The sequence below is a fragment of the Haloarcula hispanica ATCC 33960 genome, assembly GCF_000223905.1.
Lineage (GTDB): Archaea > Halobacteriota > Halobacteria > Halobacteriales > Haloarculaceae > Haloarcula > Haloarcula hispanica.
This window is the reverse complement of record NC_015948.1, coordinates 2,167,415-2,186,507: the sequence shown is the minus strand read 5'-3', so window position 1 is coordinate 2,186,507 and position 19,093 is coordinate 2,167,415. Positions and strand designations below refer to the sequence as shown.

Below are 19,093 nucleotides of genomic sequence, written 5' to 3'. Positions count from 1 at the left end.
GGCTTTTCGACGGTTGACTAGTATTGCGCCGATGGGCCGCGAACTCTCTGTGGGACAGTTACTCGCTGGTCGCCGGTTCCGTACTAAAAGAGAAATCGACCATGCATTCGCCTTCGAGAACGTCGTACGGCTCATCCGGTGACGGAACGGCACGCGACCAGTCGGTGTTGTTGACTACGAGCCGATACGTCCCCGGCGAGATGGTGATCCGCTTGTCGCGGATGTTCGTCTCGTGAAACCGCGACACCTCACCGGCGTATCTGGCCCGGTAGCGGCTCTGGAACGCCCGGTACTCTTCCTCGGTGAACAGCATGACATCGACGGCCGGGCCACGCCGAACGATGAGGTCGTAGGTGAGCGTCGTCTGGCCGGTCGCCTCGACCGTGAAATCCTGGTACTCGTCTTCCTCCAGCCGGAACGTCGTATCGACCGACCGGTGGTTCGGCTCGGGTGTCGGCGTCGGTGTCTCGGTTTCGACCTGCAGCCGTGCCGACGTTTCCGTCGAGCTATTCGTCTGCGACGCCTCGGCGCGCTGTGCTGTCGGGGGGTCCGCTGAAGCCGCAGCACTGTCCGCCGCTGGCGTCGAGGCAGCCCCGGCGTGGTCAGTTGTAGCAGCACGCTGTGACGCTGTCGGTTCCGGAACTGGCGTCGTCTCGGACTCCTGTGTCGGTCGATTCCCGAGACAGCCGGCGGAGAGCGCGGCGAGCACCGAGGCCCCGAAGCCGCGCCGCGACAGGTCACCCATACCTCAGCACACGCAGCCACAGTAAAGATGTTTACGGGCAGGTTTTCGTCGCTGGTAATCAGAACGCCGATTCTGTCCAAACATATTTGTGGAGAGAGAGCCGAATCTACGCCGTTCGACCCAGTCCCGAGAGAACTGTATCTCAGCTATCATCTCTCGGAACAGGACAGGAACGTTTCACATGAACAGATCGGTCATCACATTCGGATTGATTGTTCTGGCGGCACTCAGTGTCTCGGGACTCGCAGGAGTAGCAGTCGAAGGGACGCTTGGTGCAGACGCGACCGAGTCAGCGCCGGCGGAATCCACGGAGCCGTCACTGGCAGCGACGCCCAGTGCAGAAAGTGCGTCACCGGTGACGCCGAGTACCGAGGCGACTGCGGCCGGAGTGACGCAGTCCGCAGAACCGACCGCGACCCCGGACGCGGCACAGACCACGCCAGCTGATTCGGGGACGGCTATCGATACGGTCCGCCTCGAAGACCGGCTTGTGGCGGCGATCAACGACCGACGCGGCAACCCGGTTGCCAACGACGCCTTCGACGGCTCCCTCTCGGATGAGACCAAAACCGGACAGACGCTGTCAGCCATGGCCGGCAACCACAGCGAGCGAATGGCCGCGCAGGGGTCGGCCTCACCGATCGCGAACGGGTCAGACACGGCGGACCGGTACGCGGCCGCCGGACTGTCCGAGCAGTGTCGCCTCCGCCACGAAGGAAACGCGTACATCCGCCCGGTAACCGACCTCGAACTGGTCACGAGCGTCGACCCCAACGGCGCGAACGCGACTCGGACGGCCGACGCCGTCGCCGACCATTGGTTCGACCTCTCTGGCCCCCGTGACACGTTGTACGTGGCGAACGCGAACCACATCGGCGTCGGTGCGGCCACCGCTGACGGCGTCGTCTACATTACCGTGAGTCTCTGCTGAGGGGCGGTGAGAACGGCCGTTACGGAACCTCTTTGCGGACAGTGTCGGCATTCCCTTCTGAGTCAACGACGCGGAGTGCGACCACTGTGCCGGAGTCCACTCTTTTCTTTTCTACTGTCTGGCCGGTCGTTTCGAAGATACCGTCTTCGTCGAAATCCCATTCGTAGGTCACGATGTCGCCTTGCGGATCGCTGGACGGGCTGGCGTCGAAGTCCCACTTGCCATTCGATTCCGACCCGTCAGAGGTTATCGTGAAGTCGGCGTTCGGTTGCTCGTTCGTGTTCGCACCTCCGGGAGTGACGGTGAACATCTTCGAATCGGTACCACCACTCGATAGCTCGTAGGTGACGGTTATCGTGACGCTCTCTCCAGTCATATCTATCTCGGAAGAGCCAAACAAGGTATCCTGAATAAACTCGAACAGGTGGAATGTCGCCGTTGACGTATCGGACAGCACTGGGTTTGGACCGTTCAGGCTGCCATCACTGTCGACATCAACAGTCCGTGGGACATCTGTTCCGCCACCGAAGTCGGTATATCCGTTAGTGTCTGCCTGAATATATACTTCGTTCTCTTGTGGTGCTGGGTCACGGTCGTTGCTAAAGGTGTCACTGAGTCGGATTATATCGTCGTTAACCGGGTCGATTGCCACCGTCGTTATTGTGATCTCCTCGCCTAATTCATTGGTGACACTAAACTGGACGCCCCCATCAACGCCCCCATCAGTGTTCCCATTGCTGTTGAGGGCAATAGCGTCCTCGTTGTAGATGAGACCTGTGTTGCCGGACCCGCCCCCAGATCCGGGATTCGCTTCCGTCACTGTCACCGGCACTGAGACGTCTTCAGGAGATTCGCCGTCGAACGAACCATTGATCTCGTCGAGGCTGAACTGGACGGTGGCTGTTCCAGTTGTCGTCGACTGGCTTGTCTCGTAGACGAACCTGACGCGACCGTCGCTGTCGGATGACTCTGTGTCCGTGGTAAGCGACCCCGCGTTACTCCCATCGACTGAGCCGTTCACTTCGACATCGCTTACGGGGTTGTTGTACGCGTCCCGAACCTCCAGCACAATCTCTTCGTCGTCGCCCTTTGCGACAGTAACGTTCTCACTGCCGACAGTGGTGAGGTACGCGTCACTTTCAGAGGCAACACGAGTGCCGACGCCCGCTTTCGCCATCTTCAGGCGATATGTGGCTCCCCGCTCGAAGACGACTGTGACGTTGTAGAGCGAGCCTGGCCCCTCGGCCTCGATGACGTTTGCGATGTACCGGTCGTTGCTTTTGTTACCCGGACTTGGGTCGATTTCGTCTTCGAGAAGCACTCTCCACTCCTCCGCCGGGAGCCGGGAGAGAAACGAGACCGACACGTTCGACGTCTCTGTCGCGTTCGTGACGCGAACCGTTCGGGACGACTGCGATGTCGGCCGCACGTCGACCGTAACCGAATCGCTCGCCGAGCGGCTCATCGACCCGTTGAGTGCGACGAGCGTGATGTCGCGCCCATCGACCATCGCCTGTTCCGAGAGCGTGATGTTCCCCTCGCGGAACTGGTTGTAGACGACCGAGTGCTCGTACACGGTCTCCGGGGCCTCCCCGTAGACGTTGTACTCCGGCTTGTAGGCGATGGCCCCCGTGTTGTAGTGCCGCGGTGCGGTTCCGTCCCAGTAATCTGCCGTCTCGGGGTTAATCGCCTCGGCATTACGAACCGTGAGGTTCTGCGACTCGTTGGTCGTTCCGTCCGTGTACAGCAGCCCCGACGGCGGCCCGGGATTCGTCGCCACCAGCCGACTCGGGTATCGCGTCCCCAACTGCACTGAGACGGCTTGCTGACTCGGCTGTCCCGGAACGGAGACGATAGCGTTCCGCAGGTCCTGTAAATGCGTCTGTACCTGCTGATTGTGGTTGAACTCCACCTCCCGGTTTTGCTCCGGCACGGCAAACGCCTGGTACGAGGAGAAGGCGATGATAAGCACGCCGAACAGCAGTACAGCCCCGACCTGTACTGACTGCGCGCGCTCATCGCCCGTGAAAGTCATGCCGATGAGTTGCGGAGACGGCGGTAAAAACCTGACTGCCGAATTATCAACTCTCGTCTTCTTCGACGACTTCCGGGTCGCTCATCGCGGTCTGGAGACTGTCGAGTCCGTTGACCCACTCGGAGACGAGTCCGTATTCGAGGTCCTCAGCGACCTCCATCGGGAGCTCCGACCCGCCAATGATCTGCGTGCCGGCCTGCACACAGTAGCCCAGTGCCGCATCGAGGTCCTCTTCGGCTTCCGCGTCCGCGGCGGCTTCGATGTAGTCCGTGATGGTTGCGTCGTCCGCGGGACCTTCCGCGACGAACTCCTCGGCTGCGTAGAACACGCACAAAAGCGAGGTCTGGACGCCGTCGATCAGCATCACGGTCTCCTCGTCGTCGATGTCGATGTCGTCAAGGACGATCTCCCGGACACCGGTAAGCTCGTCGATGGTCGCCTCTTCGTCGAGCGGTCCGTCCTCGTAGTCCGTGAGGATCTTCGCGACCGCAATCGCGGCGTCGTCCTGGAGGTTCAACAGGAGCCGCGCCGAATCCTCGTCTTCAGGGTCGACTTCTTCTTCCTCGATACGGTCTAGCCAGTTCTGCCAGCGTTCTTCGGTGTAATACTCCCCCGGCGGAGTGCTCATATCACTCCGTTCGTCCCGTTGGGGATAGTAGTTTCGACCGGCGGCCGTTCCGCCGCGGCGTGTCTACCGTCCAGAGAGAACAGCAAACACCATTTTTAGCACCTAAGACAGCTGTTCTGTGTGATTACCGGATCGGCTGTGCACTCCGAATATGTGTCACAGTCTCCGTCGAGGAACGCACTTTTATGTCATTCGAACACGTTATGAAGTAGCATGGCACAGCGGCAGCCGGTCCCGACTTGTGGCCGATCCCTCGACCCGGCTGTAGTCGCCGCGCTGGCCGAACGTGTCGGTCTGGTGCTGATCGCCGTGGCGCTACCGGTCACCGTCGGCACATTCGCCGGTATGGTTCTGACCTCTGGGTCGCTCTTGGCCGCGAGCGATGCCGCGACTGCCGCGATGAGTGGGCCGCTGACAACAGAGCATGGGCTGTCTTTGCTGTTCTATGTCAGCACGCTCGGGACCGCACTGGGATGCTGGGTTCTCGGACTGGGACTCCTTCTCGACGGCCTCGACCTGTAGGTCAACCGTCGCCGTCCGGACGCATCTCCACGCCGCCTTCCAGCGACTCCTCGTCCGCCGCGTCCACGCGATTCGAGAGGGTCCGCTGGGGGAACGGGATCGTGATGTCCTCGTCGTCGAAGGTGGCTTTCACACCCCGGACGACCGCCGAGATGGCGCGCCACTTCCGTGGTGGCGTCGGATGATCGATCCAGAACCGGAGTTCCATCACCACAGCGGAGTCCCCGAAATCTTTCGGGACGACGTCCGGCGTCGGCGAATCGACGACGTGTTCGATGTCGGCCATCGCCTCGCGAGCGAGGTCCATCGCCCGGTCAACGTCGGTGTCGTAGTCCACACCGATGTCGACCGTGAGACGCAACAGCCCCTTGCGGCTACGGTTCGTCACCGCGCGGTCACTCACGCGGTCGTTCGGAATGATGACGAACTCGCCGTCGAAGTTCTCCAGCCGCGTGTTGAAGATGGTGATATCGGTCACGATCCCTTCTTGGTCGCCGACGAGCACCCAGTCGCCGATAGTGAACGGGCGGGAGAACATCAGGACGAAGCCGGCGATGAGCGACCCGAGCGTCTGTCTGGCGGCCAGACCGACCACGATACCGAGGAAGCCGGCCCCGACGAGCAGGCCGCTGAGATCGATGCCCCAGACGGCGAAGATCGTCGCGCCGATGGTGACGAACACAGTGACCTGCCCCAGTCGGAGAAGGATCTCTTCCTGGTGTTCGGTGAAGCCAGTGACGGCCTGGCTGAACCGGCCGATCCACCGCTGCATCTGGTCGGACAGGACAAAGGCCAGCATGACGAGGACGACCGTCTGTATCGTCGCCAGCACCGACTGGTCGCTCCCGTCGAGGTACGGACCTACTGTCTGGACTACATCGAGGACTCCCCAGACGATGAGAAACGAGACGACGACGAGGACGACCATCGAGAACTGGGCGATCCGGAGAAACACACCCCGGATGGTCGTCGGCGTGTAGTCGGCCATGACCTGCAGCCAGTCGCCAGTTCGGTCCGACGTGACAGACCGAAGCCGGGAGAGGGCTGCGGGAACGACGACGACACTGACAAGCAGGACGACCAGGAGGATGAGCGTCGCGACGAGTCGCCCCTGCGTCGCGACCAACTGGTCCAGCGACCGCTGTAACACGGTAAAGAGTTCCAAAAGGCCTTCACCGGTGTCGTTGGCCGCTGGCGTCGGCGTGGCCGTCCCCTGCACAGCCACCTATCGCCGCCGTAGGAACTTGTGTCTTCGTCTTTGAGCGGCCGTCTGTAATGAACCTGACACCGGAGAAAATACGGCTGGTCGCGGTTCCCGTTAGACGCCGCGACCCTGCAGCTGCTCTTCTTCGTCCAAGTCCGCGTTCGCCTGGCCTTTCATCCCCTTGCCGGGGTTCTTCGCGATCTCCTTGAGCTGTTCGGGGTCGTCGTAGTTGTTGACCGCCGCGACGACGGACTCGCCCATGGCCTGTGGGTTCTCCGCGCCGAAGATGCCCGAGCCGACGAAGATGCCGTCACAGCCGTGTTGCATCATCAGGGCGGCGTCGGCGGGCGTCGCGATGCCGCCGGCCGCGAAGTTGACGACCGGCAGCCGGCCGCGGTCCGCTGTCTCGTGGACGAGTCGCCGCGGTGCGCCGTGTTCGCGGGCCCACTCGTCGCGCTCCTCGTGGGCCATCCCCTCAAGCATCCCGATGGAGCGCTGGATGTTGCGCTGGTGAGTCACGGCCTGGTTCACGTCGCCGGTGCCCGCCTCGCCCTTGGTGCGAATCATCGCCGCGCCCTCGTCGATGCGGCGCAGCGCCTCGGCGAGGTTCCGCGCCCCGCAGACGAACGGCGCGGTGAACTCCCGCTTGTCGATGTGGTAGCGGTCGTCGGCCTGTGTCAGCACTTCCGACTCGTCGACCATGTCCGCGCCAGCCGCTTCCAGGATCTGGGCCTCGGCGGTGTGGCCGATACGGGCCTTGCCCATCACCGGAATCGACACTTCCTCGATGATCTCTTCGAGCTTGCCGGGGTCCGCCATCCGGGCGACACCGCCCCGCTTGCGGATGTCGGCCGGCACCGACTCCAGGTGCATCACGGCGACTGCGCCAGCGTCTTCGGCGATTCGGGCTTGCTCGCGGTTGACGACGTCCATGATGACGCCGCCCTTCTGCATCTTCGCGAAGCCGCGCTTGACGAGGTCAGTCCCGCGACGGAGGTCCTCGAGGTCGGTCTCTTCAGTCATTACCCAGACTTAGGACTGGATTTACTTAACGCGTGTCCTTTCGAGGGACAGAACGGCGTTTGACCCACGCGCAGAGGCCCCGATATCGCGCCAGCGACCACAATATTCTCCAGGGGACGGGGCTGAGACCACTACCGTTTTCATCGCGTCTCCCCACTGCATCGACATGGCTACGGACGAGGGTGTCGGCGCGCGCATCGACGCGGCTGTCGCACGGGTGTTCAGCCGCCGGCTCCCAGACGCCGAAGGGCTCCCGCGGTACGTCGCGCCGCTGCCGGCGTGGCTGGAGAACGTCGGGCTTCGACTCGCCTGGCCAATCGCGCTCGTCAATCTGGTCGGGACGCTGTTCGGCTTCTGGTACTACGCCGGCCGCCCGCTGAACACAGCGCCGCCGCTCGTGGAGGGCCAACTCGGCGCGGCTCCGTTGGCCGCCTACCCCCTGATTCCGGACTCGCCCGTCGCGACGATGTTCATCGGGCTCTCGCTTGTGGCCTGGCGGCTCGACTGGGATACGCAATGGCTCCACATGCTCGGCTTCTTCGGCTGTATCAAGCTCGGTCTGTGGACGCCGTACGTCCAACTCGTTCTCAACGGCCCCGGCGGGATTCCGCTGTGGCTCTACTGGTTCCTGATTCTGAGCCACCTGGCGATGGCCGCCGAGGCCTTCCTCATCCACCGCTACGCGAGCTTTTCCGTCGTATCCGTCGCCGTTGCGGTGTTCTGGTACGGCTTCAACGACATCGTGGACTACTTCGTCCCGGTTCTCGACGGGCCACACCACACCTGGCTGCGGGCCGAGCCGCTGGCCGCAGCTGGCGGGTTCGACCACACGGTGCTGGCCCACGACCTCGCGGCCGGCTGGGCGGTCGTGCTGACGCTCATGGCGACGTTTCTCGCACTGGCGACGCGCGTAGAGAAAGTGAAGCGGCAAGCCTGACCGGCGCTGTCCTCAGCTAGTGGTTTCCTCGGGTCTCAGGTCGTGAACCCGTCCTCGGCCTCGCGCTCGTCGAGGACCCACTCTAGTTCCTCGATAGCGCGCAGGATGGCGACCTCGGCCTCGTCTTCTAGCTCGGTCGACGGCGGGTCGTGCCTGTCGTACTCGTCCTGCAGCGCCTCGATGCGGTCCCGGATCGTCTCCTCTGTTCGCATGGTTCCAATGACCGGACCCACAGGTCTTGATGCTACTGGTCGCGGCGATGGGTGCGACCGGATAGGAGTGCCGGATGTCGGAAAAACGCGGCGAGCTTACCGAACGACGACGACTGCGCTCTCGGTTTCGGTCATCTCGCCCTCGCCGGAGTAGGTCCGGGACTCCTCGACGGCGAACATCTCGTCGTCGAGTTCGACGCCGGCGACCCGCAGCGTGTCGCCGTCGATCTCGTAGTCGCCGCTCTCGATAGCGTCGTCAATCGAGCCGACTTCGCTGCCGAACTCGGGGCCGACGATGGAGTAGTCGAGGTCGATGCCGCTGACTTCGGTCGTGATGTCCGGGGCCTCATCGTAGGTGTCCAGCTGGGTGACGTGCATCGCCTCGGCGACGGCGTCCTCGAAGCCGGCGATGTGGCCGAACACCTCGACGTGGTCGAGGTCGGCGTTCAGCGGCAGCCCGTTCTCGGTCTTGTACCGCCGGAGCGCGGAGACGACTTCCATCGCCGTCTCGCCCGCTTCGAGGTCGGCGTCATAGCCACCCGCTGTCGGCCAGTCCGTCGTGTGGATCGAGCTATCTTCCTCGTAGCACCGCTCCCACAGTTCCTCCGTGATGTGTGGGAGGAACGGCGCGAACAACTGCAGGAAGGTCCGGTGGGCCTGCAGCAGCGTGAACTCGGTCGACGCGTCTTCCCCGTCGTCTCGCGGGCCCTGCCCGCTCGACTGTTCCGAGGCGCTCCGCGCCTCGCCAGACAGCCGCTGCTTGGCGATTTCGAGGTAGTCGTCACAGAACGTGTTCCAGAAAAAGGACCGGAGTTCGTTCCGGGCCTTCGAGAACTCGTAGTCCTCGAACTTCGTCGTGACCGACTCCACGGTCGCATCGAGTTCGGCCAGCAGCCACTCGTCGACTGCGGCCAACTTCTCGGGCTCGTCGGGCTGGGCGGCCGGCGTGAGCTGGTCGACCAGCCGCGAGGCGTTCCAGAGCTTCTGGAGGAGCCGCTCGCCGGCTTCAAGATCGCCCTCCTTGTACGGGAAGTCGTCGCCAATGGAAGTGCCAGCGGCCCAGTAGCGCGTGGCGTCGACCGGGAACTCCTCTAGGACTTCGCTCGGCGGGATGACGTTGCCCTTGGACTTGGACATCGCCTCGCGGTTCTCGTCCAGCACCATCCCGTTTATCATCACGTTCTCGAAGGGCACCTCGCCGGTGTGCTCGTAGCACTTGACGACGGTGTGAAACAGCCAGAACGAGATGATGTCGTGGCCCTGCGGGCGCAGGTCGAATGGGTACAGCTCGGGGTTGTCCCAGGTGAACCCCTCGCTCTCACTGTCCCAGTCCCAGCCAGCGTTCACGAGCGGGGTCAGCGACGACGTCGCCCATGTGTCGAACACGTCCTCCTCGGGCGTCAGCGAGTCGTGGCCGCAGTGGGGACAGGCATCGACCGGCGGGTCGTCAGACAACGGATCGACCGGCAGCTGCTCGCGCTCGGCCATCACGGGCTCGCCGCAGTCGTCACAGTACCACACCGGAATCGGGATGCCGGAGTCGCGCTGGCGGGAGATGCACCAGTCCCATTCGAGCCCCTCGATCCAGTGCTCGTAGCGGGTGGCCATCTTCTCGGGGAACCACTCCATCTGGCGGCCGGCCTCGATGTACTCCTCTTTCTTGTCGAGTAGCTCGATGTACCACTGCTCGGTGACGAGGTACTCGACTTCCTCCTCACAGCGCTCGTGGACCTGCACGGTGTGGTCGTGGTCGCGGCTCTCCAGCAGCGACCCTTCTTCGCCGAGGTCCTCGATGATGGCCTCGCGAGCTTCGGTGGTATGCATCCCCTCGTACTCACCGGCGAGGTCGGTCATCGTCGCGGACTCGTCGATGGCGAGCCGTAGCGGCAGGTCGTGGGCCTGATACCACTCGATGTCGTTCTGGTCGCCAAAGGTACAGCACATCACGATGCCGCTGCCGGTCTCCATGTCGACGCGCTCGTCGGCGATGATGGGCACCTCCTGCTCGAAGATCGGGACCCGCGCGGAGCCACCGACGAGGTGCTGGTTTTCGTCGTCGTCGGGGTGGACGAAGACGGCGACACACGCCGGCAGTAGCTCGGGCCGGGTCGTCGAAATCGTGAACGTCGCGCCCTCGTCGGCTGGTCCCTCGCCGGTTTCGACCAGATCGAAGGCGATGTCGTTGAACTTCGTGTGCTTGTCCTTGTCCTCCTGCTCGACCTGTGAAATAGCCGTCTCACAGTCCGGACACCAGATGGTCGGCGCGCGCTGGCGGTACTCCCGACCCTGCTCGTAGAGGTCGAGGAAGGACAACTGGGAGACTCGCTGCACGTCCGGCGCGATGGTCTTGTAGGTGTTGTCCCAGTCGATAGAAATCGCCAGCGACTGCACGTCCTCGGTGAACTCGTCCTCGAACTCCGTACACACCGTTCGGCACTTCTCCTGGAATTCTCGGCGCGGGTAATCTTGGTGGCGGATGCCGAGTTCGCGCTCGGTGAGCCGCTCCGAGGCGATGCCGTTGTCGTCGTAGCCGAAGGGGAAGTAGACGGTGTCGTCGCGCATCCGGTGGAAGCGGGCGACGAAGTCCTGCAGCGTGAACTGGTAGAGGTGGCCCATGTGGAGGTTCCCCGACACCGTCGGCGGCGGCGTATCGATAGTAAAGCGGGTGTCGGCGTCCTCGTCGTAGGCGTAGGTCTTGTCGGCGACCCACTGGTCCTGCCACTCCGGCTCTACCTCGCGGGGGTCGTACTCCCCGTCGAGGGCGTTTTCTGATTCGTCTGCGGTCGATTCGTCCTGCGGTGGGTCCTGTGTGTCACTCATATTCAAACTGTGGGTGTAACACCCGGGTCGCATCGGACTGCGGCGTGGTTATCAGCGGTGCGTGCGTCGATAGGTGGGGGTGGTGTGGGGCGTGGGGGCCCCTACACCGACGGGCGCGAGAACCAGCGTTCGGGAGAGTCGACGCACCATCTGTACAATACTCGACCTACGGCAGGATTAATGACTTCGGTTTTCGCCAGCGTCCCGACGGGCTCATACCAGCGACCAGCTCACGGCAGGTCGGACTCGCGGTGCTTGCGGTCCTCGGCGGAGTGGGCCCGGACCCACAGTTGCCCGATGCGGGAGAGCGTCGTCCGGTAGGATTTCCCGTGTTCCTCCTGCTCGATGTACCCCTTTCCGCCGGGGCCGAGCCGGTCGACGTTGTAGATGACCTTCGAGCGGAAGGAGTCGGTGTACTCCTCACCCAGATCCCGGGCCAACTGCTGGGCCAGTTCGGAGACGGACTCGAACTCGCCGTGTTCGCCCAGCGTGAAGAGGATGACCTCCTCGAAGGGCTTGACGTTCGAGAAGGAGGCGACCGGCAGTTCGACGATGTGGGAGCCGTCGATCTCCTTCGCGCCGATGGTTGTCCCCCGCTCGTCGAACTCCGATAGCAGGTCCCGCGCGGTTTCGAGTCGGTCGTCAATTCGCTCGTCGACTTCTTCGCCCGTGCGCATGTCCTCTAGCATGTCGATCTGCTTGCGCAGTTCCTCGGCGAGTTCCGTCTCCAGATACTTCTCGGGGACCGTGTAGTAGGTGTGGATGCGGTCCCGGTCGCCCTCGCGCTCGACCATGATCGAGTGGGCTGCGGTCGCAAAGGCAAACGAGACAGTCCGAGGCATCGCGGAGACGTTGACCCACACCTCGCTGCCCGCGTCGAGTTCGGCGTTGATGAGCTCGAAGGCCTGCTCGAAGGCCTCGTCGTAGTCGTACACGTCGGCGACGACGAACCGCTCGGTTTCCGCTCCGAGCAGGTTCTGGTAGTCCTTCTCTAACTTCTCGGCGAGGTTTCGCGAGTACTCGACGTTGGCCTCGCTGCCGACCGCGCCCTCGAGCAGGATGACGCGGTCAACGTCGAGTTGCTCGCGCACGAGCGGCGCGATGAGCCGGTCGTAGTCGAATCCGACCGGGACGATGTGGGTCTGCATACGTGAAAGACTGGGACGGTGATTATAAAAAGAACCAGACTCGGGCTGCCGAGCGCGTATCGGGGCGGCGCGTTACTCGCAGCTTTCGTGCACGATAGCGCCGTCATCGTTCGGCCCACGGCGCTCCCCGGGAACAATAGGGTCCTCGCAGACGGCGCAGGTCAGCTTACCGCTGGCGTGGCCGTTCGAGGCCTCGGTATCGCCGGAGGAGGTGAAGTCCACGCTCACGTCCGTCGACTCGTCGGCTGCCGGCTCGTCGTCCGCATCCGGGGCAAACACGTCGTCGTCATCGGCCGACGTGTCGATGTCGAGCGTATCGTTGAACCCACAGTAGCCTGTCGAGGCGTTGAATCCCAGGCCGAGCGCGCCGATTCCGGCGAGCAGGCCGCGCTTGCGCTTCCCGCTGCGAAGCCAGCGCAGGGAGACGATTGTCAGAACGACTGCCAGCACCGCTCGGATCAGGCGGTCGCGACCGCCGACGTTTTGGTCGGAGTCCATACCGGCACATTGGTCTGGACGCTTTTGTAGGTTTACATGTCTGCCGGCGGCCGCCGTCCAGTGGTTGCCGTGCCGGAGGGCGGCACGCAGACCGACCGTGTCTCAGTCGCTTTCGATACCGGTGACGGCGTAGGCAGTGCGATTCTCGGTCGCGGCGGGGGCAGTCACCAGCGAGACGGCGACTGTCAACACGAGACCGACCAGAATGCCGACGATGCCGGGCGTCCAGCCCAGGTACGCTGTCGGCAGGGCGACGTCGAGGCCGACCAGTCCCCCAACCGTCGCAATGACCGGGAAGACATGCAGGCCGTAGAACACCTGACTACCCACCACGCCGGCGTACATCCCGGTGCGTGTGGTTCCCTGCCAGTACAGCGCCAGCGCGACTGGGACAGTTAGCTGGGCGAAGCCGCTGAAGGCGGTGTCACCAATCTGGACCAGTGTCCCCGGCGTGTAGAGGCTCGCAATGAACGAGAGGGTGGCGAAAGCGACCACACCGAGGCGGGCGACGAGCGCCTCGCGACGGTCGGTCGCCTCGTCGCTGGCATCGTCGCGGCCGGTCAGCGGCCGGTAGAGGTCACGGGTGAGGTACGACGACCCCGAAAGCAACATCGAGTCGCTGGAGGACATCATCGCGGCCATCGCGCCGGCGATGACCAGCGCGGTGAACCACGTCGGCGTGTACTCGCCCAGCAGCGCCGGGATGACGTTGCCGCCCTCTGGGACGGTGATACCAAGCCCGGCCGCCCACGCCCCCAGCATGAACGCCGGGACGAACAGGAGCAGGACCAGTACCGGCCAGAGCGCGAACGTGCGCTTGAGCACCTTCTTCGAGCCGGCGGCGAAGAAGCGCTGATTGATCTGCGGGAACATCGTCACGCCGAAGGCGATACTGACTGCGGTCGAGATGATGTACTGCGGCGTGTAGAGGCCGCCGCCGAGACCGACAAACGCCGGCTTTTCGGACGCCAGCAGGGCCGTCGCCTCACCCGCGCCGCCGACGGCCGACAGGACCCAGGCGACGGCGACCCAGATCAGCGAGAGCATGAACAGCCCCTGAAGCGTGTCTGTCCAGGCGACGCCGCGCATGCCCGAGAGCGCGACGTAGGCGATCATGAACAGCGTGATGCCGCCGGCTCCGACCCAGAACGGAACCGCGCCGTTCGTGAGGCCGACGATGGCCTGGCCGGCCCCCTTCTGCTGGAGCATCACGTACGGGAACAGCCAGACGAGGCTCACAGCGGCGACGACAACGCGGAGCGCCGTCGACCCGAACCGGTCGCCCAGCATCTCGCCGAGCGTCACGTAGCCGTGGCGCTTGCCGACCAGCCACTGCTTGTATCCCAGCACGTACCAGAGGACGGCGAAGATGATGCCGTCCATCAGCCCCATCACGAGAATCCACTCGGGGCCGGCGCTGAACGCGAGGTTCGGGCCGCCGAAGAAGGTAAACGCCGACAGTAGCGTCGCGAAGGTGGTAAACAACAGCACGACCGTGCCGAGCGTCCGGCTTGCGAGGTAGTAGTCCTCGGCGGTGCGCTCGGTGAGCCGGTAGGCGACTGCGCCCACCGCGAGCGCGACGACCATGTACGCGCCGACGATACCCAACTGGAGCGCAGTATCGGCCACGTCAGTTCACCTCTTCGACGCCGAGGCCCCAGTCGGTGCGCGCAAAGACAGCAAAGACGACGCTCGCAAGCGCCATCCATCCAACGTGCCACCACAGCCATACGGGCAGCCCGGCCGCGACCGTGCTGGTGTCCCAGAGGAACCACGGCACTGCCAGCGCCATCAACACGAGCGCGACGACTGTCCACCCAGCGGCCCTGACCGTACTCATATTACGACAGGCTAGCCGCTGGCGGTACTAATGGGTAACGAATCTTCACCAGCTCTCGTTGAAGAACAATCGTCTTCAATACGTCCGCGTCACAGAATCGCCTTCAATACACGCGCGTCCCGGGTTCGACCTCCCGCTCGGGCGTCAGGTGGACGACACCGTCCGTGCTGTCGACGCCGGTGACCAGGCACTCGCTCTCGAAGCCGGCGATGGAGACCGTTCCGAGGTTGACGACAGCGACGACCTGCGAGCCGAGCAGGTCCTCCGGGTCGTACACGTCGGTCAGTCCCGCGGCGGACTGGCGCGTCTCGTCGCCGAAATCCACGTCGAGTTTGTACACGTCCTTGCGGGCTTCGGGGAACGGTTCGACGTCGACGATTTCGCCGATACGCATCTCTACGTCTTCGAGGAACCGCGCGGGGTCGATCTCCGTTTCAGTGAATCCCATGCCCCCCGGTAGTCCGTCCAGTTATTTTACGACAGCGTTCGCAGCAACGGTATGCAGACAGCGATCCAGCTCTGGACGCTCCGGGAACTCCGGGAGCCGCTATCGGACGTGCTCGACCGCATCAGCGCCGCCGGCTACGACGGCGTGGAGTTCGCCGGCATCGGCGACCCGGGCGCATCCCGACGTGCGCTCGACGAGGCGGGGCTCGGTATCGCCGGCGTCCACGTCCAACTGGAGGACCTGCAGTCCGACCCGCGCACTGTTGGCAATCAGACTCGAACACTCGACGCGCCGTACATCGTCCTTCCGTATCTCGATGACGACCACTTCGCGAGCGAGCGCGCCGTCGAGTCGACCGCGACGCTGCTCGGGATGCTCGACACGGAGTTCGACCGACCCCTGCTGTATCACAACCACGACCACGAGTTCGTCCCGCTCGGCGATGGCACCGCCTTCGACGCGCTCGTCGACCGGACGACGATCGACTTCGAGTTCGACGCCGGCTGGGCGCACGCGGCGGGTCAAGACCCTGCCGCCCTGATTCGGCGACTCGACGGGCGCGTTCCCGTCGTCCACCTCAAAGACATGACCGAGGAGGGGGAGCCGACCGCCCTCGGTGACGGCGTTGTACCGCTCCAGGCGGTGGTGGAGGCGGCCCGCGAGGCCGGGACTGAATGGCTCGTTTTCGAACACGACGACCCCGAGGACCCGGTCGACGCCATCCAGGCGGGTATCGGCGGTATGCGCCCGTTGCTGGAGTGAGTGGCTGACCCGTCTGGTGCACAGCGATCCATCGAGGCAGTGTCGGCTCGAAAGTCAACTGAGTGAGGGTTTTTCCTCCACCGACTCGCGTGCGCAAGGTTATTCCGCTGTACTTCCCAACATCAGTATAGTGACAGCAGTCCGTCGGAACAGCGTTCGACGGGCTGGAAAACAGGACAATCATGCAAGACACGGCGAAATATCTGATACATGCCGACATCACGGCGGCGGGAGTCGTCGAGCGGAGCGACGTCGTCGGCGCGGTGTTCGGCCAGACGGAAGGGCTACTCGGCGACGAACTGGACCTGCGGGACCTGCAGGACTCGAAGAAGGTCGGCCGCATCGACGTGGAGATACGCTCCGAAGGCGGACAGTCCTTCGGCGAGATCACCGTCGCGAGCGGTCTCGACAGAGTCGAGACAGCGATCCTCGCCGCAGCACTGGAGACCATCGAACAGGTGGGGCCGTGTCGCGCCGAAATCGAGGTCTCAGAGATAGAGGACGTACGCAGCGCCAAGCGGCGCGAAGTCGTCGAGCGCGCGACGGAACTCCTGAACGACTTCGAGGAGAAGTCGATCCAGACCGCGGACATCGTCGAGACGGTCAGACAGCAGGTCCGGGTCGCCGACGTGACCGACTACGAGGGACTCCCGGCCGGCCCGCGGGTGGCCGACTCCGACGCGATTGTCGTCGTCGAGGGTCGCTCGGACGTGATGCAACTGCTCAAATACGGCATCAAAAACGCCGTCGCAGTCGAGGGAACGGACGTCCCCGACGCCATTGCGGACCTGACGGCCGGCCGGACGGTGACCTCGTTCCTCGACGGCGACCGCGGCGGGGACCTCATTCTGAAGGAACTCGCGCAGGTCGGCGACGTGGACTATGTCGCCGTCACGCCTACCGGCAAGTCCGTCGAGGACCTCTCACGCAGCGAGGTGATGTCGGCGCTGCGGGACAAGGTTCCCTACGAGACGGTCGCAAGCGCCAAGAGCCTCGACAGCATCCGCGAGGAGATGTCCCATCCCGAGGAGTCGACGACCGCTGACGGCGGTGCCGTGGCGGCCGCGACGTCGGAGGACACCGCAGACAGCCAGCCCGCGCCCGCTCCGCAGGCCGGGTCGGCGCAGGCCGAAACGACCGAGGGGGCGACGAGTGTCGCGGACAACTCGAACGCAACCGCTGTGGCGGATGCCACAGCCGACGAGGAGTCGACCGAAAGCGGCGACGGACCGACCATCCCCTCGCTTTCGGACCACATCGAGGCCGTCATTCAGAACCACAGCGGGACGGCCAGGCTGGTCGACGAGGACGCGACGCTGCTCGCTGAAGGCGATGCTGATACCGTCGTCTCGCTGCTTGCAGCCGCTGAGGCCGTTCCCAAGACCGTCGTCATCGATGCCGACTGCACGCAGAAGCTCCTCGATGTCGCCGCCCAGCGCGGCGTCGATGTTGTCGTCGCCGCCGGCCACGGCGAGTACGTCAAACAGCCGACGGCCGTACAGGTTCGCATCGAGGACTAGAGTTCGCGAACGAGCAACACGCCGTCGCCGTCGTCGTAGTGGTCGGGTAGCTCGTCGGCGACCGAGAACCCGAACCCGTCGTAGAAGGAGCGCGCTCGCTCGTCGTCAGCGCGCGCGGTGAGTCTCGCTGTTTCGAACCCACCAGTCCGGAGCCTGTCCAGAAGCCCGTGCATAAGTGTCGTCCCGAGGCCCTGCCCCTGTTTGCCGGGCGTGATGGCGAACTCCGCCAGGTACGCGACCGGGTGGTCCGGCACGACAAGCGCGTAGCCGAGCGGTTCGCCGATATCGAGGACCAGCACGAGCGGCGGGCCGTCGATTCCGACGCCGAGGAGCTCCGGCCACGGCTCGTCGAGCGCGTCCGTCTGGATCGCCCGGAGACGGACCTCGTCTTCGGGGCGAGCCTCGCGGATCATAGGAGGCCGGCGGTCAGCACGACGCCAGCGCCGGTCAGCGCGGCCGCCAGGGTTGCGAGCATATTGACGCCCTGATTGCCGACGACCGAGCCCTCGACAGTCGCACCCAGCAGGCTGTCGACGGTCATGCCGACCAGCCCACAGAGGAGGATGACGCCGCTACCGACTGTACTGATGTCCTGCGTGAGCGCGGCGATGCCAGCGATGATGCCTGCCCCGATGGCCCCGGCGGCCACGCCCTGCCAGGTGACGCCGCCGTCAGTGCCCGGCTCGACGGGTTTGAGCGTCGTAATGAGTCGCGGGTTGTCGTAGAGCCCGCCGAACTCACTGGAGAACGTGTCGGTCATCGCGGCGGCGACGGCCCCGGCGAAGGCATAGAAGAACAGCAGCGGGTCGACGGCGATGTGGCTCGGACTCGCCGCCGCGGCGACGACGGCGAACAGCGCGACGATGGAGTTCGCGAGCACGTTCCCGCTCCCGCGTGCGCCCTCGTTCTCCTCGGCGATGCCGCGGTCCAGTTTCTCCTCGTAGCGGAACTTCGTCGAGAGGCCACCGAGCGCGAAAAAGGAAATCAGCATGGCGAACCAGCCGAAACCGCCGAGAACGATGGTCAAAAACGAGAGGAGAACGCCGGTGAGCATCCCCGGGAGGGACGCCGTGTCGAGCGCGTAGGAGAGATAGCCGAGCAGTACTGTCACGGCGAGCGCGATGACGACGCGCTGTGCAGTCACCGACGGGTCGAGTTCGAAAAACAGCCACAGCAGCAGTCCCACCGTGAGCATCACCAGCGGGTCGTCCCGTTCGAACAGGACCGAGCGAAGCAGGGCAGCGACGAACGCGCCGCTGGCGGCGAGAAACAGCACGAGTGGAATGTCGACGGCGGCCGCTCCCTCGCCGACGGCGGCCTGAATCCGCGTTCCCGCCACCTGTCCCGCGACGCCGGCGACGAAGCCGACGAGCACGAAGCCTGCGGTTGCGACCACCTCGTCGGAGCGGACGGTGTAGGCGAGTCGCTGGCCGAGGTTCCCGTAGGCGACGATGACGACGACGCCGACGAACACCGGCACCGGTAGACTGAATCGGACGGCAAGCAGCGCGAGCCCGGCGGCGGCAAGCGAGAAGGCCGCCAGGCCGTACAGTTTCCCGTCCTCGTAGTCGCCGGGACGGGCGAACAGGTCGAACAGCCGCGAGTCCTGCCCGATGACCGTCACGCCGAGCGCGGCGACGAGGACGAAGGGTGCGATAGCGGCGACAGTCGCGAGTTCGAGCGAGCGAAAGCCCGTTGCGGCCGGGACGGCGACCGCGAGGGTCCCCACGGCGGCGAACGCGCCTGCCCGACGGACTGTGCCAGTCACGTCCCACCGGTATCCCCGAGAGGCACTTACCCTTTCCGAACTGCGGAGGCGA

The 19,093-nt window shown here is 64.4% G+C and carries 19 protein-coding genes; 5 read left to right on the top strand and 14 right to left on the bottom strand.

Features of this window, described 5'->3' with window-relative positions:
- Positions 1–58 precede the first annotated feature (58 nt).
- Positions 59–745 carry a hypothetical protein gene (locus HAH_RS11015; RefSeq protein WP_014040973.1) on the bottom strand — a complete coding sequence of 229 codons (687 nt, stop codon included), beginning with the start codon at positions 743–745 and terminating at the stop codon, positions 59–61.
- Between the two features lie 181 nt (positions 746–926).
- Here HAH_RS11015 and HAH_RS11010 point away from each other — a divergent pair, with 181 nt between their 5' ends.
- Positions 927–1,676 (top strand): CAP domain-containing protein, encoded by a 750-nt coding sequence (locus tag HAH_RS11010; protein ID WP_014040972.1) that lies wholly within the window; start codon positions 927–929, stop codon positions 1,674–1,676.
- A gap of 19 nt (positions 1,677–1,695) precedes the next feature.
- Here HAH_RS11010 and HAH_RS11005 read toward each other — a convergent pair whose 3' ends face one another.
- Positions 1,696–3,711, bottom strand: coding sequence for a PKD domain-containing protein (locus HAH_RS11005; protein ID WP_014040971.1), 2,016 nt, complete (start codon positions 3,709–3,711; stop codon positions 1,696–1,698).
- A gap of 46 nt (positions 3,712–3,757) precedes the next feature.
- Positions 3,758–4,339 (bottom strand): DUF2150 family protein, encoded by a 582-nt coding sequence (locus HAH_RS11000; RefSeq protein WP_014040970.1) that lies wholly within the window; start codon positions 4,337–4,339, stop codon positions 3,758–3,760.
- 213 nt (positions 4,340–4,552) lie between these two features.
- On the opposite strand from HAH_RS11000, the gene HAH_RS10995 reads away from it, so the two are divergent.
- On the top strand, positions 4,553–4,861 hold the full coding sequence (locus tag HAH_RS10995) for a hypothetical protein (RefSeq protein ID WP_014040969.1): 309 nt from the start codon (positions 4,553–4,555) through the stop codon (positions 4,859–4,861).
- A 1-nt stretch (position 4,862) separates the two neighbouring features.
- On the opposite strand, the gene HAH_RS10990 is transcribed toward HAH_RS10995, so the two are convergent.
- On the bottom strand, positions 4,863–6,086 hold the full coding sequence (locus tag HAH_RS10990; RefSeq protein WP_014040968.1) for a mechanosensitive ion channel family protein: 1,224 nt from the start codon (positions 6,084–6,086) through the stop codon (positions 4,863–4,865).
- A gap of 93 nt (positions 6,087–6,179) precedes the next feature.
- A complete protein-coding gene (gene pdxS / locus HAH_RS10985; protein ID WP_014040967.1) occupies positions 6,180–7,088 on the bottom strand; it encodes a pyridoxal 5'-phosphate synthase lyase subunit PdxS in 909 nt (302 codons plus the stop codon).
- Between the two features lie 166 nt (positions 7,089–7,254).
- Here pdxS and HAH_RS10980 point away from each other — a divergent pair, with 166 nt between their 5' ends.
- Positions 7,255–8,025, top strand: coding sequence for a DUF1405 domain-containing protein (locus tag HAH_RS10980; RefSeq protein ID WP_014040966.1), 771 nt, complete (start codon positions 7,255–7,257; stop codon positions 8,023–8,025).
- Between the two features lie 35 nt (positions 8,026–8,060).
- Here HAH_RS10980 and HAH_RS19975 read toward each other — a convergent pair whose 3' ends face one another.
- The 7 genes from HAH_RS19975 to HAH_RS10950 form a co-directional block, all read right to left on the bottom strand.
- Positions 8,061–8,237: a hypothetical protein gene (locus HAH_RS19975; protein ID WP_008312626.1), complete on the bottom strand. Its 177-nt coding sequence runs from the start codon at positions 8,235–8,237 to the stop codon at positions 8,061–8,063.
- A 96-nt stretch (positions 8,238–8,333) separates the two neighbouring features.
- Positions 8,334–11,057: a valine--tRNA ligase gene (locus HAH_RS10975; protein ID WP_014040965.1), complete on the bottom strand. Its 2,724-nt coding sequence runs from the start codon at positions 11,055–11,057 to the stop codon at positions 8,334–8,336.
- 230 nt (positions 11,058–11,287) lie between these two features.
- Positions 11,288–12,205: an HFX_2341 family transcriptional regulator gene (locus HAH_RS10970; RefSeq protein WP_014040964.1), complete on the bottom strand. Its 918-nt coding sequence runs from the start codon at positions 12,203–12,205 to the stop codon at positions 11,288–11,290.
- A gap of 72 nt (positions 12,206–12,277) precedes the next feature.
- Positions 12,278–12,703: a YgaP family membrane protein gene (locus HAH_RS10965; RefSeq protein WP_008312632.1), complete on the bottom strand. Its 426-nt coding sequence runs from the start codon at positions 12,701–12,703 to the stop codon at positions 12,278–12,280.
- Between the two features lie 102 nt (positions 12,704–12,805).
- On the bottom strand, positions 12,806–14,332 hold the full coding sequence (locus HAH_RS10960) for a sodium:solute symporter family protein (protein WP_014040963.1): 1,527 nt from the start codon (positions 14,330–14,332) through the stop codon (positions 12,806–12,808).
- 1 nt (position 14,333) lies between these two features.
- Complete coding sequence (locus tag HAH_RS10955) at positions 14,334–14,543, bottom strand: DUF3311 domain-containing protein (RefSeq protein WP_004957724.1); 210 nt, start codon at positions 14,541–14,543, stop codon at positions 14,334–14,336.
- A gap of 103 nt (positions 14,544–14,646) precedes the next feature.
- Entirely contained in the window at positions 14,647–14,991 is a 345-nt protein-coding gene (locus HAH_RS10950; protein ID WP_014040962.1) for a tRNA-binding protein, read from the bottom strand.
- 51 nt (positions 14,992–15,042) lie between these two features.
- Between HAH_RS10950 and HAH_RS10945 the strand changes: the two genes are divergently transcribed.
- A complete protein-coding gene (locus HAH_RS10945; RefSeq protein WP_014040961.1) occupies positions 15,043–15,753 on the top strand; it encodes a sugar phosphate isomerase/epimerase family protein in 711 nt (236 codons plus the stop codon).
- A gap of 182 nt (positions 15,754–15,935) precedes the next feature.
- A complete protein-coding gene (gene dnaG, locus HAH_RS10940; RefSeq protein WP_014040960.1) occupies positions 15,936–17,273 on the top strand; it encodes a DNA primase DnaG in 1,338 nt (445 codons plus the stop codon).
- Here dnaG and HAH_RS10935 read toward each other — a convergent pair.
- Positions 17,270–17,686 carry a GNAT family N-acetyltransferase gene (locus HAH_RS10935; RefSeq protein ID WP_014040959.1) on the bottom strand — a complete coding sequence of 139 codons (417 nt, stop codon included), beginning with the start codon at positions 17,684–17,686 and terminating at the stop codon, positions 17,270–17,272. The genes dnaG and HAH_RS10935 overlap by 4 nt on opposite strands.
- On the bottom strand, positions 17,683–19,041 hold the full coding sequence (locus tag HAH_RS10930) for a DUF92 domain-containing protein (protein WP_014040958.1): 1,359 nt from the start codon (positions 19,039–19,041) through the stop codon (positions 17,683–17,685). Before HAH_RS10930 ends, HAH_RS10935 begins: the two co-directional genes overlap by 4 nt.
- Positions 19,042–19,093: the final 52 nt, after the last annotated feature.

Coding starts and splice junctions, on each gene's coding strand:
- HAH_RS10995 (WP_014040969.1), top strand. CDS start 4,553: ATGGCACAGCGGCAGCCGGTCCCGACTTGTGGCCGATCCCTCGACCCG.
- HAH_RS10965 (WP_008312632.1), bottom strand. CDS start 12,703: ATGGACTCCGACCAAAACGTCGGCGGTCGCGACCGCCTGATCCGAGCG.
- HAH_RS10935 (WP_014040959.1), bottom strand. CDS start 17,686: ATGATCCGCGAGGCTCGCCCCGAAGACGAGGTCCGTCTCCGGGCGATC.
- HAH_RS10970 (WP_014040964.1), bottom strand. CDS start 12,205: ATGCAGACCCACATCGTCCCGGTCGGATTCGACTACGACCGGCTCATC.
- HAH_RS11010 (WP_014040972.1), top strand. CDS start 927: ATGAACAGATCGGTCATCACATTCGGATTGATTGTTCTGGCGGCACTC.
- HAH_RS19975 (WP_008312626.1), bottom strand. CDS start 8,237: ATGCGAACAGAGGAGACGATCCGGGACCGCATCGAGGCGCTGCAGGAC.
- HAH_RS10975 (WP_014040965.1), bottom strand. CDS start 11,057: ATGAGTGACACACAGGACCCACCGCAGGACGAATCGACCGCAGACGAA.
- HAH_RS10955 (WP_004957724.1), bottom strand. CDS start 14,543: ATGAGTACGGTCAGGGCCGCTGGGTGGACAGTCGTCGCGCTCGTGTTG.
- HAH_RS11015 (WP_014040973.1), bottom strand. CDS start 745: ATGGGTGACCTGTCGCGGCGCGGCTTCGGGGCCTCGGTGCTCGCCGCG.
- HAH_RS10945 (WP_014040961.1), top strand. CDS start 15,043: ATGCAGACAGCGATCCAGCTCTGGACGCTCCGGGAACTCCGGGAGCCG.
- HAH_RS10980 (WP_014040966.1), top strand. CDS start 7,255: ATGGCTACGGACGAGGGTGTCGGCGCGCGCATCGACGCGGCTGTCGCA.
- pdxS (WP_014040967.1), bottom strand. CDS start 7,088: ATGACTGAAGAGACCGACCTCGAGGACCTCCGTCGCGGGACTGACCTC.
- HAH_RS11005 (WP_014040971.1), bottom strand. CDS start 3,711: ATGACTTTCACGGGCGATGAGCGCGCGCAGTCAGTACAGGTCGGGGCT.
- HAH_RS10950 (WP_014040962.1), bottom strand. CDS start 14,991: ATGGGATTCACTGAAACGGAGATCGACCCCGCGCGGTTCCTCGAAGAC.
- dnaG (WP_014040960.1), top strand. CDS start 15,936: ATGCAAGACACGGCGAAATATCTGATACATGCCGACATCACGGCGGCG.
- HAH_RS11000 (WP_014040970.1), bottom strand. CDS start 4,339: ATGAGCACTCCGCCGGGGGAGTATTACACCGAAGAACGCTGGCAGAAC.